Raw genomic sequence first — 16,373 nt, forward strand, 5'->3', positions numbered from 1 at the left:
ACGTTCGAGGAGCCTCGGAAATGAAACGCAGACTGCTGACGGCGGGAACCACCCTGACCGTCCTGGCCGGCATGCTCACCGCCACCGCGGTCGGGCAGGCCGCCGCCGACCCGGGACCGGCCGCCGCCGCGCCGCCGAGCGCGCTGGCCGCCGCCGTCAACGCCGCCGACCAGGCGGCCGCGGCGGGCCTGGACGCCCTGGCCAAGGGGCCAGGCGAGACCTACGAGCGCCAGTCCGTCACCCCGTGGCTGGGCGGCCTCTACTCGGTCGCGTACGAGCGCAGCTACCAGGGCCTGCCGGTGGTCGGCGGCGACGCCGTCGTGATAGCCGACGGCCAGGGCCGGGTCCGGGGCCTGCAGGCCGCCGCCACCGGGCCGGTCGGCGGCTCCACCACCCCGCTGGTGAGCGCCGCGAAGGCGGAGAAGACCGCCCGCACCAGGCTGGCCTCGGTCGACGGGGTCGAGCTGCGCCGCCTGGTGGTCCGGGTCAAGGACGGCACCGGCCGGCTCGCCTGGGAGACCGTCCTGGGCGGCCGCACCGCCACTGCCCCGAGCCGGCTGCACGTCTTCGTCGACGCCCGCAGCGGCGAGGTGATCGACAGCTACGACGACGTCAAGGCCGGTACCGCGAACAGCAAGTGGAACGGCCCGGCCCCGGTCACCATCGGCACCACCGCCTCCGGCGGCTCGTACTCGCTGCGCGACCCGAACCGGCCCGGCCTGAGCTGTGCGGACTACAGCAGCGGCCAGGTGTTCAGCAAGTCCAGTGACTCCTGGGGCAACGGCAGCCCGACCAGCAAGGAGACCGGCTGCGCCGACGTGATGTTCGCGGCGCAGAAGGAGTGGGACATGCTCCGCGACTGGCTGGGCCGCAACGGGCACAACGGCAACGGCGGCAGCTGGCCGGTCAAGGTCGGCCTGAACGACGTCAACGCCTACTGGGACGGCAGCTCCGTCTCCATCGGCCACAACAACGCCAACGAGTGGATCGCCGCGATCGACGTGGTCGGCCACGAGTTCGGCCACGGCATCGACCAGTACACCCCCGGCGGCGCCAACAACGAGAACGGGCTCGGCGAGGGCACCGGCGACATCTTCGGCGCGCTCACCGAGGCCTACGCCAACGAGCCCTCGCCGTACGACAGTCCGGACTACACCGTGGGCGAGATGATCAACCTGGTCGGCCGCGGGCCGATCCGGAACATGGCAAACCCCTCCCAGGTCAACAACGACCCCAACTGCTACTCGAGTTCGATCCCGAGCACCGAGGTGCACGCCGCGGCCGGCCCGCTGAACCACTGGTTCTACCTGCTGGCCGAGGGCTCGAACCCGGGCGGCGGCAAGCCCACCAGTCCGACCTGCAACAACTCCTCGGTGACCGGCATCGGCATCAAGGACGCCGGGCGGATCTTCTACGGCGGCATGCTGCTCAAGACCAGCGGCATGACCTACAAGCGGTACCGCACCGCCACCCTGACCGCGGCCAGGAGCCTCGACCCGAGCTGCAACCTCTTCACCCGTACCAAGGCGGCCTGGGACGCGGTCAGCGTGCCGGCCCAGAGCGGCGACCCGACCTGCACCAGCACCGGCCCCGAGTTCTCGATGACGCTGAACCCGGCCTCCGGCTCGGTCCAGCCCGGCTCCTCGGCCACCGCGGCGGTCAACACCTCGGTCGTCTCCGGCTCCGCGCAGACGGTCGACCTGACCGCCTCCGGTGCGCCGGCGGGCGCCACGGTCTCGTTCAGCCCGTCCTCGGTCCAGGCCGGCGCCTCCGCGACGATGACCGTCGCGACCTCGGCCGCCACCCCCGCGGGCAGCTACGTGATCACCGTCACCGGTACCGGCGCCACCACCCACACCGCGCAGTACACGCTGACGGTCGGCGGCGGCAACCCCGGCGGCAACGCACCCGACGTCAGCGTGGCCAACGTCCAGGCGCACCTGGCCCAGCTCAACACCATCGCCTCGCAGAACGGCGGCAACCGCCGGGCCGGCACGGCCGGGCACAGCCAGTCGCTCGCCTACGTCAAGGGCAAGCTGCAGGCCGCCGGCTACACCGTCAGCGAGCAGACCTGCACCTCCTGCACCTACCAGTCCAACAACCTGATCGCCGACTGGCCGGGCGGCCCGTCCGACCAGGTCACCATGTTCGGCGCCCACCTCGACGGCGTCGGCGCCGGCCCGGGCATCAACGACAACGGCTCCGGCTCGGCCGTCCTGCTGGAGACCGCGCTCGTGCTCGCCCAGCAGAACCCCGGCCTGACCCGGCACGTCCGGTTCGCCTGGTGGACCGGCGAGGAGCAGGGCCTGCAGGGCTCCCAGTACTACGTCGGCCAGCTGAGCTCCGGCCAGCGCAGCGCGATCAAGGGCTACTACAACTTCGACATGGTCGGCTCGCCCAACGCCGGCTACTTCGTCAACAACCTCAACTCCGCGGCCTCGGCGCCGATGAAGGCCTACTGGGAATCCCTGGGCCTGCAGCCCGAGGAGAACGTCGAGGGCCAGGGCCGCTCGGACGACTACTCGTTCCAGCAGGCCGGCATCCCCACCTCGGGCTACGCGGCCGGCGCCAGCGCCACCAAGACCTCGGCGCAGGCGGCCAAGTGGGGCGGCACCGCGGGCCGCGCGTACGACTCCTGCTACCACTCGGCGTGCGACACCACGGCCAACATCAACGCCACCGCGCTGGACCGCAGCGCCGACGGCGTCTCGTACACCCTGTGGAAGACCTCGGTGGGCGGCGGACAGCCGACCAGCGACTTCTCGATCGCGGTGAACCCGGCCACCGGCACCACCACCCCGGGCGGCTCGGTCAGCGCCACGGTGTCCACGGCCACCAGCTCCGGTTCGGCGCAGACGGTGAACCTGGCCGTCTCGGGCGCGCCGAGCGGGGTCACGGCCTCGGTCAGCCCCTCCTCGGTGCAGTCCGGCGGGTCCGCGACGCTGAACGTCGCGGTCGGCTCCGGCACCGCGGCCGGCACCTACACCCTCACCGTGACCGGCACCGGCTCGGCCACCCACAGCACCACGTACTCGCTGGTGGTCGGCACCGACCCCGACCCGGGCGGCAGCTGGACGCCGGGCACCACCTACCGGGCGGGTGACGTCGTCACCTTCAACGGTGTGAGCTACCGCTGCATCCAGGGCCACACGGCCCAGGTCGGCTGGGAGCCCCCGATCGTCCCGGCGCTCTGGCAGCGGATCTGAGCGGACGGATCCACTGCCGAACGGCGGGACAGGCTGTGCCGCGGAGTCGTCGAGGGGGACGGCCCGCGGCACAGCCGCGTCCGCGCGGGGGGCGTCACCCCGGGTGGAAGACGATCCGGACGTTGGCGTCGACCGGGAGGATCAGGACGTTGCCCGCGTCCCACGTCCAATTACGGGGGATCAGGAACATCTTGCCGTTGGCCTGCGCCAGGAGGCGCAGGCCCCGGTAGCGGAAGCGGAACCGCTGCCCCGCTCCTCCGTCCGGCAGGGCCCGCTCGTCCACCCCGGACCACTGGAGGTAGAGCCGCTCGGTGGTGTCGAGGACGACGGCCGGGCGCAGCGCCAGGTTGTCGGCGAGCCGCTCGGCGTCGTTCTCCCCCTTCTGGTGGGCGAAGCCGCCGGCGGCCCAGAACGAGCAGAGCACGATGAGCGCCAGACTGACGCCGAGCGCCGCTCGCTCCCCGGTGAGCGGGTAAGGGGCGTCGGTGGTGCGGACGGCGAGCAGCCGGGCGAGCACGACCATCAGGAGCGCGCCGCCGAGCAGCAGTGGGGTCCCCATCGGCCCCGCGTCGATCACCTCGAACCCGGCCAGGAAGCCGAGCACCACCAGCGGGACGACCAGCGCCACGGCGGCCCAGCAGGCCCGGCCGACGACCCGGCGGCCATCCGGTCCGGTCCGCACGGCCCGGGTCGCCAGGTGGTAGGCGAGCGCGGCCAGCAGGGCTCCGCAGAGCAGCACCCCGGCCGGGAGGTAGAGCGCGGGCGAGCTGCGGAGCAGGAGGTCCTGGGTGCCGAAGCCGAGCGTCGCGGCGTCCAGGCCGAAGTAGTTGTAGAGCGAGTCGGTGTAGGCGAAGCCGAAGAAGAACAGCAGCGCGGTGACGAGGGTGGTCGGCCCGATCCAGGAGGCGATCAGGCCGAGCCAGCTACTCCACGAGCGGCCGGAGGAAGGCCCCGGGGCCGACGCGGGCTCGGCGGCGGGCTCGGGCTCCTCGGCCTCGGCCGGCGGTTCGGGGGCGGGCGGCTCCTCCGCGGCAGGGCTCAGGGGGTGCTCCCGCTGCCGGAGGTGGTGCCGGAGGTCGTGCCCGAGGTCGTACCGGAGGTGGTGCCCGAGGTGGTGCCCCCGTTCTGGCCGCCGTTCCCGCCGCCCCCGTTGGCGTTGGCGCCATCCGGAACTTGCACCGTTCCGGCGGCCTTCACCGACTGGCTCTTCCCTCCGGCGACCACGGTGAAGCAGATCTGGATGTCGGACTTGGGCTTCGGCCCCTCCAGCTCGAACTTGACGTACCCCGAGCCCCCGCTGAACGTCACGTCCTTGGAGTCGGGGGAGCTCGAACCACCTGCACAGTCGTGCACCCCTTTGACGGTGGCCGTGAAGGTGCTCGTCACCGTGCTCTTGAGGGTGATGTTGATGTTGCCGGGCCACACCCCGGTGGCACTCGCCGAGACGTTGCCCGCGCCGGCGAACCCGCCCTGGTTCCCGCCAGCCTGGGTCCGCTTGTCCTCGGGCTGCTGCCCCGATCCCTCGGTCTGGGGCGTGTCCCCCAGCTCGGCGGCGCCGGCCGCCGAGCTCTGCGCACCCGATCCGGAGCCGGATCCGCCTCCTCCGCCACAGGCGGCCAGCACCGGCAGCAGCAGCGCCGCGGCCAGCCACCGGGCCGGTCTGCCGGCGGTGCTGCGGGGCGTGGTGAACGCGGTCCCGGGCATGCGATCTCCCATCCGAAGGGGCGAACCGAGTAGACGGCCGGGCAGGCCACGCCGAAGGCTACCCGTTCGCACACGACTTGCCTGCCCGCCGGCCGAGTGGAATAGCGCCGCGAACGGGGTCGAGTGATGTGCGCGGTCGCCCGTACGGGTTACCGGTGACCGACGAGAGCACGGTGACGTACAGTCAGGCGCGACAGCGCCCCGTCCCTGCCGGCCTGACGAGGAGTTCCCCGTGGCCACGGAAGCCCACCCCGCCCCCGCTCCGCCGCCTGCCGCCGCCGGGGCCGGGCGGCCCGTGCCCGAGCTGCCGGCCGGGGCCGTCGCGCGCTGGCAGGCCGAGCAGGCCGACCTGGTCGAGCTGTTCGCCCAGGCGCAGCGCGAGCTCGGCGGGGTGGCCGCGGTCCGGCTCGGGCCGCGGCCGACCGTCCTGGTGACCGACCCGGAGGCCGTCCAGCACGTGCTCGGGCGCCACCCCGAGCGGTACGTCAAGCGCTCGCACCGGGCCCGGATGCTGGCCGGCGAGGGCGTGCTCTCCGCCACCGGCGAGGCCTGGAAGCGCCAGCGGCGGCTGTTGCAGTCCCAGTTCACCGGCACCGGGATGCGCCGCTACGAGCAGCGGATCGCCGAGGCGGCGCGCCGCACCGCCGACCGCTGGGCGCAGTACGCCCGCACCGGCGAGCGGTTCGACGTCGCCGAGGAGATGCGGTACTTCGCGCTGGACACCATCTGGCGGGCCCTGACCGGGCACCCGCTGGACGACCGGACCGACCGCGAACTGGCCGCGGTGGCACGGGTGGTGGCCGCGATGCCGACGCTGCCCGCGGACGGCGCCGGTATCCCGGAGGCGGTCAGGGCCGACCTGGCGCGGATCGACGCCGTCGCGCACGCCGCGATCGACGCCGCCCGGCGCGCCCCGGAGGGGGACGGGCTGCTGCGCGTACTGGTCGAGGCCGGCGAGGAGCACCCCGAGTACACCGACCGGCTGATCCGCGACGAGCTGGTCACCCTGCTGGTGGCCGGCCACGAGACCACCGCCACCACGCTGACCTGGCTCTTCCTGCTGCTCGACCGCCACCCCGAGGCACGCGCGTGGGTGCTGGCGGCCGGCCCCACCGGCTCCGCCGAGCGGCGGGAGGCGGTGCAGGCGCTGGTCGGCGAGACACTGCGGCTCTACCCGTCCGCGTGGATCCTGCCCCGGCACGCGGCCGAGGCGGACACCCTGGTGGGCCACCGGATCGAGGCCGGTACGGACGTCATCGTCAGCCCCTACCTGACCCACCGCGACCCGGCCCTCTGGCCCGACCCGGAACGCTTCGACCCCGCCCGCTTCACCACGCCCGGCGCCCGCCCGGCGCACCTGGGCGCCTACTACCCGTTCGGCCTGGGCGCCCGCGCCTGCCTCGGCACCCAGTTCGCCGTCCGGGAGACCACCGCGCTGCTCGAACTCCTGCTCCCCGCGCACCGGCCCCGGTTCCTGAGCACCCCGGCCGGCGCCGCGTACAGCATCACCGTCCGCCCCGACGGGCCCACGCCGGCGGTGCTGGCCGGCGGGTGAACGGGGCGCCACGGAGACCGCGACGCCCCCGCCGGCGGCGGGGGCGCGCGGTGCCGGGTGCTCAGGCTCCGGCCAGCCAGTCCTCCTCAAGACCGTCGAGGACGAATCCGTTCACGAACTGCACCCGGTACCTGGTCCTGGCTCCGGATCCGGCTCCGGCGGCGAACGCCCCGTTCCCGATGACCTGCTGACGGAGATTCTCCAGCATGTGGGTCGTGAAGGCGTCGAACCGGGCGCCGCCGATCTGCTGATCGAAGGACGCGAGCGCGGCCTCGGCCACGCCGCCGGGCCCCTCCGCCACGCCCGTGACGATGCCCTCCAGGCCCTGGGCCAGGAACAGCGGACCGGGGAGGCCGGGCCTACCGGCCGGGCCGTCTCCGGTGACCTGGGTGTCCCTGGTCAGCTTCACCTTCGCACCGGGCTGGTACGGCATGGGTGGACCCCCTCGGTCGATCTCGGCTCTGATCACGGCCAGCGTAGTCGAGTTGCCGTGGAGGGAACCGGTGTTCGACGGATCGGGGACGCCGGGCCATCAGGCCGTCGGGCCGGCGGGCGGCGGGCCGTCAGGGGTATGACATCACCGTCGACGGGGTGGTGGACGTCCCCGAGGTCGCGGCGCCGGTGCCGTTGATCACGTGCTCGTACTGGCCGTTGCCGCCGAGCGAGACCACCAGCAGGTCGTGGAACCGCACGCCCGGCCGGACCGGCGCCTCGAATCCGTGGTCCATCCGGATGGTCGGGTCCACGTTGAAGTAGCAGTAGCTGCCGAGGCCCCACCCCTCGTGGACGGTGACGCCGTCGTCGACCTTGTACGCGGCGAAGCCCTTGGTCGCGCCGTTCTGCACCGCGGCCTGGTTCGGGGCGTCGTAGGCCTTCTCGTTCTGGAAGAAGACCGTCCGCCCGCGCTCGCCGGACCACTGCACGTCGTACTTCTTGAAGTGCTCGACGAACAGCCCGGTGGCGAGCACGTCGTCGCCGCGGACCAGCAGGCCGTAGTCGGCGGGGTTGGTGGTCCACCCGACGCCGGCGCCGTGGTCGGCGCGCCAGATCCAGGTGTGGTCGATGATCACGTCGTCGCTGTTGACCACCACTCCGGCGGTCGCCGAGCCGGGGCCCGCCCCGCCGACGCGGATGAAGACGTCCTGCAGGGTGGTCGGGTCGGCCGCGTGGTCGGCGGCGGCGCCGTCCGGGCCGATCTGCACCAGCGAGGGCGAGTTGACCGCCCCGGCGTCGATCAGCAGACCGGCCAGCCGGACGCCGTCGACGTCCGCGACCTTGATCGCCGTCACCCCGTTGTCCGGGACGACCGTGGCCAGGCCGAGGCCGAGCACCACGGTGTCCGGCCGGGTGACCTCGATCGGCCGGTCGACGTGGTAGACGCCCGGGGTGAAGAGCAGGTCGAGCCCCTGGGCGAGCGCGGCGTTGATGGTGGCGGCGGTGGCACCGGGCTTGACCAGGTAGAAGTGGTCGAGCGGGCGCGAGGTGCCCTGCGGGGTGCCGTCCCAGGAGACGCCGCGGGCATTGGTCCGCCCGGCCGGGACGAACACCCTGTACTGGCCGCCGTCCAGGTAGAGGAAGGGCTTCTCGCGGGAGACCGGGGTGGTGTCCAGCGTGGTGTAGGGCGGGTTGGGGAAGGTCTGCGCGGGCGCGCCCTGGACGCCGGAGAAGACCTGGTTCCAGACGCCGTTGGAGAACCCGCCGATCGCGCTGTCCCGCGTGTACCACTGCTGCTGCGAGTAGTTGCCCACGCTGCCGTCGATCCGGCTGTCGGCGATGTACCCGCCGCTGGCCCAACCGTAGCCGTCCGGCGCGAGGTTGAGGCCGCCGCGGACGTGCATCCGACGGAACGGCGCCGCCTGGGCGACGGCCCAGCGGTCGGTGCCGTTGACCGGGGTGAGCGCCAGGTTCTCGGCGGAGCGCCAGAAGTTCTGGGTGGCGTTGCCGTTGAACCAGCCGGCGTCCACGGTGACGTCCCCGTTGACGGCGGTGTCGTCCGGCTTCAGGCCGAGGCCCGCGATCGTGGTGTAGAAGCCGAGTTGGACGTTGAGGTTGCTGTAACTGCCCGGCTTGAAGAGCAGGGCGTAGCGCTCGGGGCCGAACTGGTTGGCCTCCTGCTTGCGGAAGACCTCGTCGACCTTGGCCTGGATCCCGGGCGTGGCCGGGTCGAAGACCAGCACGTTGGGGCCGAGGTCGCCGCCGCCCTGGACCGGCGGGACGCCGTCACCGGTGTTGACCTGCAGGCTCCAGAGCGAGTAGCCCCAACCGGTGGCCCGGGTGAGGCCGTTCAGCCGGACGAAGCGGCCGCTGCCGGAGACGGCGAGCGTCTCGGTGCCGCCGGCCCCGCTGTCGGTGGCGTAGAGCGTCCGCCAGGTGGTGCCGTCGTCGGAGGCCTGGATCTGGTACGAACGCCCGTAGGCGGTCTCCCAGTTGAGTACGACGCGGCAGAGCGGGCGGACGGACCCGAGGTCGACCTGGAGCCACTGCGGGTCGGCGAAGGCGGAGGACCAGCGGGTGCCCGGGTCGCCGTCGACGGCGTTGCCGGCGGCCAGGGCGGCGTTCTCGGTGGAGGAGGCGGTGGCGGGCCGGCCGCGGGCGGCGTCGTCGGTGCCGCAGTCGGCGGCGGCCGCGGCCCGGCCCTGGACCTCCGCGGCCGGCGCGGCCTGGGCAGGCGGGGCGGCCTGTGCGGCCGGGGTGGCGTGTGCGACCGGGGTGGGCAGGGCCAGGGCGGTGCCGGCCAGCAGGGCCGCCAGGCCGAGCAGGGCGGTGGGGCCCCGGCGGGGGCGTGCTGAGGTCAGCCTCATGGGCTACTCCTGCGGTGGGGGTGGGTGGGTGCGGGGGCGGCACACCGGGGACCGCACCCGGCGCAGCGCAGGCGCCGGGCGGTGGGGAGCGGCGGGACGGGCCGGCGTCCGGGTGGAGCCCGGGCGGTCGTGCGGGCAGCACGGACCGCCGCGGGGGCCGGTCACCGGGGTGTGCGGCGGAGCGCCACCGGCCCGCCGTCCGGGCCCGGGGAGCGCCCCCGATCGGGAGTCTCGGGGCTGCCGATCGGGAGTGTCAACCCCGTGCGCAGACTTTCCTCACGGCGTGAACTCGGCGGTGCGCCAACGGATTCGGCCGAATCCCCTGGTCAGCCTCGGCACGGCGGCCCGGCCGTCCGCGGCGCGGCGGGCCGACTGTCCGCGGCGCGGCGGGCCGACTGTCCGCGGCTCGGCGACCGCCCGACCGCAGCACCGTCCACGGCTCAGCGACCGCCCGACCGCAGCACCGTCGGCCGCTCGGCGGCGCGGCGCGGGAACTCCCCGCCGGAGTCGAGGAAGTCCGAGAGCGGGAGGGTCGCCGCGCCGACGGTGACCGCTTCCGGCCCGAGCGTCCCGAGCACGATCGAGGTCTGCTCGCGTGGGAAGCGCAGCGCGTACTCGGTGGCCGCCGCCCGGATGCCCGGGAGCAGCCGGGGGCCGAGCAGCAGCCCCGCCCACCCGCCGATCACGATCCGCTCGGGGTTGAACAGGTTGACCAGGTCGGCGATGGCCGCCCCCAGGTACTCGGCGGCCTCCGTCAACAGGCCGGCTGCGGCCGGCTCGCCCGCCTCGGCGGCGGCCAGCAGCGCCGCCAGCCCGGCCTTCTCGCCCCCGGGCGGTGCCGCTCCCCACCGTTCCAGCAGCGCCTCCGCCCCGACGTACGCCTCCAGGCAGCCACGCGCACCGCAGCGGCAGCGCCGGCCGCCCACGTGGACCTTGGTGTGGCCCCACTCCCCCGCGCTGCTGGTGGCTCCGCGGAAGCGGGCACCGTCGGCGATCACGCAGGCGCCGACGCCGGAGCCGAACAGGGCGACCACCGCGTGCCGGACGCCCCGCCCGGCGCCGAACCACATCTCGGCCTGGCCGAGCGTCTTGGCGCCGTTGTCGACGAAGAGCGGCAGGTCGGTCCCGGCCCGCAGCAGCCGGCCCAGCGGCACGGCGTCCCAGCCGACGGTCTGACCGTGCACGACGATGCCGAGACCGTCCCGGCCGGGATCGCCGTGCTCGGTGGCGCCGCGCTCGGCGCCCCCCCGGTCGGCGGCGCCCTGCTCGACGATGCCCGGCACGCCGATGCCCACGCCCAGCACGGCGGCCGGGTCGGTGCCGGTGCGCTCCAGCACCTCGGCGAGCCCGGCGAGGATCAGCTCGACCACGTGGTCCACGTCGTGGCCCTGGTCGGAGAGCGGCCGGTCGCTGGCGGCCAGCTCCGTCCGGGCCAGGTCGAACAGCGCGACCCGGACCTGCGTCTCGCCGACGTCCACCCCGACCAGGAAGGCCCGCCGGGGCGCGACCCGGAGCAGGATCCGCGGCCGCCCGCCGTCGGACTCCACCGAGCCGCACTCCTCGATCAGCCCGTCGGCGAGCAGCTCGCCGGTCACGTTGCTGATCGATCCGGCGCTCAGGCCGGTGACCGCGCCCAGCTCCTGCCGGCTGAGCGGCCCGTCGAAGTAGAGCCGCCGCAGCAGTGCCGACCGGCTGCCTCTGCGCAGGTCACGCACCGTCTTCTTGCCCCGCACGGTCATGGGATCTCCCTCCTGACCCGAATCTATCGCTGTCCGAACCCTTGACGGAAGCTTTTCTCACACGTTAAATCACGGCCTGAAGTAAGCCGTCCAGCACCGCACTTCACTGCACCCGACACTCACCGCAGTTCACCCGTAAGCAGCCCGGCGCCGGAGCGGGCAGTCCCCGGCGCGGCCTGTCCTCACAGCACCCCCTCACCGCACCCCGCCCTCGCAACACCCCACCCTCACCCCACCCCCGGAAGCAGCCCACCAGCCCGAGAGGGGCACATCGGACATGCCCATGAGCCGAGCCGCCGCGGCCACCGCCCTGGTCGCCACCCTGGTCCTCACCGCCACCGCCTGCGGCGGCGGTTCCACCGCCGGCGGCGGGGACAACAGCAGCCCCCGCACGCTCACCTACTGGGCCTCCAACCAGGGCACCAGTCTGGAGAACGACCGCCAGGTCCTGGAGCCGGAGCTGAAGCGCTTCGAACAGCAGACCGGCATCAAGGTGAAGCTGGAGATCGTCCCCTGGTCCGACCTGCTCAACCGCATCCTCGCCGCCGCCACCTCCGGCCAGGGCCCGGACGTCCTCAACATCGGCAACACCTGGTCCGCCTCGCTGCAGGCCACCGGCGCGCTGCTGCCCTTCGACCAGGCGGCCTTCGGGCGGATCGGCGGCCGCGAGCGCTTCCTGCCCGCCGCGCTCGCCTCCGCGGGCGCCCCCGGCAAGGACCCGGCCGCCGTCCCGCTCTACTCGATGGCCTACGGCCTGTACTGGAACCGGAAGCTCTTCGCCGAGGCCGGGCTCGACAAGCCCCCGGCCACCTGGGAGGAGCTGGTCGCCGACGGGAGGAAGCTCACCGCCGGCGGCCGGTACGGCCTCGTCGTCGAGGGCGGCAACGTCAACGAGAACGTCCACCACGCGTTCGTCCTCGCCAAGCAGCACGGCGCCGACTTCTTCGACGCCGCCGGGAAGCCGGCCTTCGACGGCCCCGGCGCCGTCGCCGCCGTCAAGCAGTACGTCGACCTGCTCGGCACCGAGCGGATCGCCGCGCCCGGCAACGCCGAGTACGCCAACAACCAGTCCGTCGCCGACTTCGCCACCGGCAAGGCCGCCATGCTGATGTGGCAGACCGCCGGCGCCAACCTGACCTCGCACGGTATGAAGCCCGAGGACTACGGCGTCGCACCCGTCCCCGCCCCGGCCGGCGCCACCGGCGACCGCGCCACCACCTCGATGGTCGGCGGCATCAACCTCGCCGTCTTCCGCAGCACCCGGAACACCGACGGCGCACTGAAGTTCGTGGAGTTCATGACCGGGACGGAGGAGCAGACCAGGCTCAACAAGGCGTACGGCTCGATCCCCCCGGTCAAGGAGGCCCAGGCCGACCCGGCCTTCGCCACGCCCGAGCTCAAGGCCCTCACCGAGGTGCTCGCGGCCAGTGCCCGGCCGCTGCCGCAGGTGCCCGACGAGAGCCAGTTCGAGACCCTGGTCGGCACCGCGGTGAAGAACCTGCTCGCCGCGGCCGCCGCCGGCCGGCCCGCCACCGACGACTCCGTGAAGGCCGAACTCACCAAGGCCCAGCAGCAGATGCCGGCCAACTGACGTGCTCCGCACCCGCCTTCGCCCCCGAACCCGGCTCCGAGCCCGCCTCCGCCTCCGCCTCCGACCGGGCGCCCTCCCCTACCTGCTGCTGCTCCCCGCCCTCGCCCTCGAACTGCTGATCCACCTGGCGCCGATGCTGGTCGGCATCGTGATGAGCCTCAAGCGGCTCACCCAGTTCTTCGTCCGGGACTGGTCCGCCGCGCCCTGGGCCGGACTCGCCAACTACCGTATGGCGGTGGACTTCCACGCCCCCGTCGGCCGGGCGCTGCTGCACTCCTTCTGGGTCACGTGCACCTTCACCGTGCTCGCCGTCGGCCTCGCCTGGCTGCTCGGCACCACGGCCGCGATCATGATGCAGGACACCTTCCGCGGCCGCGGCGCCCTGCGCGCGCTGTTCCTGCTGCCGTACGCCCTGCCGGTCTACGCCGCCGTCATCACCTGGTCGTTCATGTTCCAGCGGGACACCGGGCTGATCAACCACGTGCTCCACGACCAGCTGCACCTCGTCGACGAGAAGCCGTTCTGGCTGCTGGGCGACAACAGCTTCGCCGCGCTGGTCACCGTCTCGGTCTGGCGCAGCTGGCCGTTCGCCTTCCTCACCCTCACCGCGGGCCTGCAGAACATCCCGCGCGAGCTCTACGAGGCCGCCGCGCTGGACGGCGCCGGCGTCCGGCAGCAGATCCTCCGGATCACCCTGCCGTCGCTGCGCCCGGTGAACACGGTCCTCGTCCTGGTGCTCTTCCTCTGGACGTTCAACGACTTCAACACCCCGTACGTGCTGTTCGGGCGGTCGGCCCCGGAGGCGGCGGACCTGATCTCCGTGCACATCTACCAGTCCTCCTTCGTCACCTGGAACTTCGGCGCCGGCTCGGCGATGTCCGTCCTGCTGCTGCTCTTCCTGCTCCTGGTGACCGCCGTCCACCTGCTCGCCACCTCACGCCGAAGGGGTGCGGAATGATCGACCCGCCCGCGTCCTTCCGCCGGCTCCGCCGGATCTTCCTGACCGCGCTCGCCGTCTTCAGCGCCGCCCCCGTCCTGGTGATGCTCAGCAGCTCGCTCAAACCGCTCCGGGACGTCCAGGGGCCGTTCCGCTGGCTCCCCAGCACCGTGACGCTCCGCCCCTACCTGGACATCTGGCGCACCGTCCCGCTCGGCCGGTACCTGGTCAACTCGCTGATCGTGGCCGGCGGCGCGACGGTCTGCTCGGTGCTGGTCGCCGTCCTCGCGGCGTACGCGGTCAGCCGCTACCGCTTCCGCGGCCGGCGGCTCTTCACCGTGACGGTGCTCTCCACCCAGATGTTCCCCGGCATCCTGTTCCTGCTCCCGCTCTTCCTGATCTTCGTCAACGTGGGCAACGCCACCGGCGTCGCGCTGTACGGCAGCCGGGGCGGCCTGATCCTCACCTACCTGACCTTCTCGCTGCCGTTCTCGATCTGGATGCTGGTCGGCTACTTCGACTCGATCCCGCGGGACCTCGACGAGGCCGCCCTGGTCGACGGCTGCGGGCCGGTCGGGGCGCTGGTGCGGATCGTCGTCCCGGCCGCCGTGCCGGGCATCGTCGCCGTCGCCGTGTACGCCTTCATGACCGCCTGGGGCGAGGTGCTGTTCGCCTCGGTGCTGACGAACGACGAGACCCGCACCCTCGCCGTCGGCCTCCAGGGCTACGCCACGCTCAGCGACGTCTACTGGAACCAGGTGATGGCCGCCTCGCTGGTGGTGAGCGTGCCCGTCGTCGCGGGCTTCCTGCTGCTGCAGCGCTACCTGGTCGCCGGCCTCACCGCCGGAGCCGTCAAGTGACGGACTCCCCGCCCCCGATCCCCGCCGTGACCGCAGCACCCGCCGTGACCGAAAGGCCCCCCGTGACCGACCTCAGCGCGCTGAGCTCCCTGCCCGACGACTTCCTCTGGGGCGCGGCCACCGCCGCCTACCAGATCGAGGGCGCGGCGGCCGCCGACGGCCGCGCCCCGTCCATCTGGGACACCTTCGCCCGCACCCCCGGCCGGGTGGCCAACGGCGACACCGGCGACACCGCCTGCGACCACTACCACCGCTGGCCCGAGGACATCGCGCTGATGCGCCGGCTCGGCCTCGGCGCCTACCGGTTCTCGATCGCCTGGCCCCGCGTCGTGCCGCACGCCGACGACCGGGTCAACCCCGCCGGCCTGGACTTCTACGACCGCCTGGTCGACGGCCTGCTCGCCGCCGGCATCAGGCCGTTCCCCACCCTCTACCACTGGGACCTCCCCCAGGCCCAGCAGGACCGCGGCGGCTGGCCGGAACGCGCGACCGCCGAACGGTTCGCCGAGTACACCGCCGCCGTCGCCGCCCGCCTCGGCGACCGGGTCACCGACTGGGCCACCCTCAACGAACCGCTCTGCTCCGCCTGGATCGGCCACCTCGACGGTGCGATGGCCCCCGGCCTCACCGACCTCACCGCCGCCGTCCGCGCCTCCTACCACCTCCACCTCGGCCACGGCCTCGCCGTGCGGGTGCTGCGCGAGACCGTCCGCGGCGCCCGGATCGGCCTGGTGAACAACCTCAGTCCGGTGCGGCCGGCCACCGACTCCGAGGCCGACCGCGCCGCCGCCGTCCGGGCCGACGGGCACGTCAACCGCTGGTGGCTCGACCCCGTCCTCGGCCGCGGCTACCCGCACGACATGCGCGAGGTCTACGGCGTCGACCTGCCGGAACGCGACGGCGACCTCGACCTCATCGCCGCTCCCCTCGACTGGCTCGGCCTCAACTACTACTTCCGCCAGATCGTCACCGCCGACCCGACCGGCCCGGCCCCGTACTTCCGGCAGGTGCCCGGCCCCAACCCCGAGCACACCGCGATGCCCTGGGAGGTGCACGCCCCCGGCCTGGAGGAGCTGCTGCTGCGGCTCACCCGCGAGTACGGCGCCCGGCGCATCTACGTCACCGAGAACGGCTCCGCCTACCGCGACACCGTCGCCCCCGACGGCACCGTCCACGACCCCGAGCGCACCGCCTTCCTCGAACGGCACCTCGCCGCCTGCGCCCGCGCCACCGCCCAGGGCGCCCCGCTGGCCGGCTACTTCGCCTGGTCCCTGCTGGACAACTTCGAGTGGGCCTACGGCTACGACAAGCGCTTCGGCCTGGTCCACGTCGACTACCCCACCCAGCGCCGCACCATCAAGACCAGCGGCCACCGCTACGCCGAGCTCATCACCACCCACCGCGGACGGTGAGGGCCGCGGCCCGGCTCGGTCAGACCCCGGCGGCCGGGCGCAGGCCGCGGACGGCCCAGTGGAAGCCGGCGGCGACCAGCAGCACGGTCGCCCCGGCGACGGCGGCGATCTCGGGCTCCAGGAAGGCCGCCGGCTCGTCGAATACGAAGCCGAGCAGCAGGAACTCCCCGGCGAAGGCCAGGGCTGCGCCCAGCGGCGGCGCGATCCAGCCGCTGAGCGCAGCCCTCGGCGGCAGCCAGGCCAGCACCGAGGCGGTCACCAGGGCGAGGACGGTGCCGAGCACCGCCCCCACCACGAGGCCGAACGGCACCAGCACGACGCTGTAGCCGAGCACGGTGACCGTCGTGGCCAACACGCCGCCGACGACCCCGCCCGCGCCGACGAGCCGCGCCCAGACGAGCAGCCGCCAGCGGTCGGGGGCGGCCCCGCCGGGTGGCGCGGCGGGGGGAACAGTGGGAAGCGAAGCGGTCATCGGTCCATTCTCCAGGTCGGGGGGGGCGGCAGTGCCCGCCGGATCGGCGGAGGCCGTTCCGGCGGGCACTGGTGTTACGAGGACGGGAATCCGGTC

The 16,373-nt window shown here is 73.6% G+C and carries 12 protein-coding genes; 6 read left to right on the top strand and 6 right to left on the bottom strand.

Going from position 1 to position 16,373, the window contains the following annotated elements:
- The first annotated feature begins 20 nt into the window (after nucleotides 1-20).
- Nucleotides 21-3,206 (top strand): M28 family peptidase, encoded by a 3,186-nt coding sequence (locus tag RMN57_RS07285; RefSeq protein ID WP_313762555.1) that lies wholly within the window; start codon nucleotides 21-23, stop codon nucleotides 3,204-3,206.
- Nucleotides 3,207-3,300: 94 nt separating this feature from the next.
- Here RMN57_RS07285 and RMN57_RS07290 read toward each other — a convergent pair whose 3' ends face one another.
- Together RMN57_RS07290 and RMN57_RS07295 are read right to left on the bottom strand one after the other, a co-directional pair.
- Nucleotides 3,301-3,945 carry a hypothetical protein gene (locus RMN57_RS07290; protein WP_313762556.1) on the bottom strand — a complete coding sequence of 215 codons (645 nt, stop codon included), beginning with the start codon at nucleotides 3,943-3,945 and terminating at the stop codon, nucleotides 3,301-3,303.
- Between the two features lie 299 nt (nucleotides 3,946-4,244).
- Nucleotides 4,245-4,910 (bottom strand): hypothetical protein, encoded by a 666-nt coding sequence (locus RMN57_RS07295; RefSeq protein ID WP_313762557.1) that lies wholly within the window; start codon nucleotides 4,908-4,910, stop codon nucleotides 4,245-4,247.
- A gap of 232 nt (nucleotides 4,911-5,142) precedes the next feature.
- On the opposite strand from RMN57_RS07295, the gene RMN57_RS07300 reads away from it, so the two are divergent.
- Nucleotides 5,143-6,465: a cytochrome P450 gene (locus RMN57_RS07300; RefSeq protein ID WP_313762558.1), complete on the top strand. Its 1,323-nt coding sequence runs from the start codon at nucleotides 5,143-5,145 to the stop codon at nucleotides 6,463-6,465.
- Between the two features lie 61 nt (nucleotides 6,466-6,526).
- Here the strand turns inward: RMN57_RS07300 and RMN57_RS07305 are convergent, their stop codons facing one another.
- The 3 genes from RMN57_RS07305 to RMN57_RS07315 form a co-directional block, all read right to left on the bottom strand.
- The gene (locus tag RMN57_RS07305; RefSeq protein ID WP_313762559.1) at nucleotides 6,527-6,898 is read right to left on the bottom strand and encodes a hypothetical protein; all 372 of its coding nucleotides are present in this window, start codon (nucleotides 6,896-6,898) and stop codon (nucleotides 6,527-6,529) included.
- Between the two features lie 130 nt (nucleotides 6,899-7,028).
- A complete protein-coding gene (locus RMN57_RS07310; RefSeq protein WP_313762560.1) occupies nucleotides 7,029-9,266 on the bottom strand; it encodes a discoidin domain-containing protein in 2,238 nt (745 codons plus the stop codon).
- A gap of 440 nt (nucleotides 9,267-9,706) precedes the next feature.
- Complete coding sequence (locus RMN57_RS07315) at nucleotides 9,707-11,005, bottom strand: ROK family transcriptional regulator (RefSeq protein ID WP_313762561.1); 1,299 nt, start codon at nucleotides 11,003-11,005, stop codon at nucleotides 9,707-9,709.
- Nucleotides 11,006-11,282: 277 nt separating this feature from the next.
- Between RMN57_RS07315 and RMN57_RS07320 the strand changes: the two genes are divergently transcribed.
- The 4 genes from RMN57_RS07320 (at nucleotide 11,283) to RMN57_RS07335 (ending at nucleotide 15,805) form a co-directional block, all read left to right on the top strand.
- Nucleotides 11,283-12,596, top strand: coding sequence for a sugar ABC transporter substrate-binding protein (locus tag RMN57_RS07320; RefSeq protein ID WP_313762562.1), 1,314 nt, complete (start codon nucleotides 11,283-11,285; stop codon nucleotides 12,594-12,596).
- A 1-nt stretch (nucleotide 12,597) separates the two neighbouring features.
- Entirely contained in the window at nucleotides 12,598-13,554 is a 957-nt protein-coding gene (locus RMN57_RS07325; RefSeq protein ID WP_313762563.1) for a sugar ABC transporter permease, read from the top strand.
- On the top strand, nucleotides 13,551-14,393 hold the full coding sequence (locus tag RMN57_RS07330; RefSeq protein WP_313762564.1) for a carbohydrate ABC transporter permease: 843 nt from the start codon (nucleotides 13,551-13,553) through the stop codon (nucleotides 14,391-14,393). Before RMN57_RS07325 ends, RMN57_RS07330 begins: the two co-directional genes overlap by 4 nt.
- Nucleotides 14,394-14,455: 62 nt before the next feature.
- A complete protein-coding gene (locus tag RMN57_RS07335) occupies nucleotides 14,456-15,805 on the top strand; it encodes a GH1 family beta-glucosidase (protein ID WP_313762565.1) in 1,350 nt (449 codons plus the stop codon).
- Between the two features lie 19 nt (nucleotides 15,806-15,824).
- Here the strand turns inward: RMN57_RS07335 and RMN57_RS07340 are convergent, their stop codons facing one another.
- A complete protein-coding gene (locus tag RMN57_RS07340) occupies nucleotides 15,825-16,277 on the bottom strand; it encodes a hypothetical protein (protein ID WP_313762566.1) in 453 nt (150 codons plus the stop codon).
- Nucleotides 16,278-16,373: the final 96 nt, after the last annotated feature.

This window comes from Kitasatospora sp. CM 4170 (assembly GCF_032110285.1).
Lineage (GTDB): Bacteria > Actinomycetota > Actinomycetes > Streptomycetales > Streptomycetaceae > Kitasatospora > Kitasatospora aburaviensis.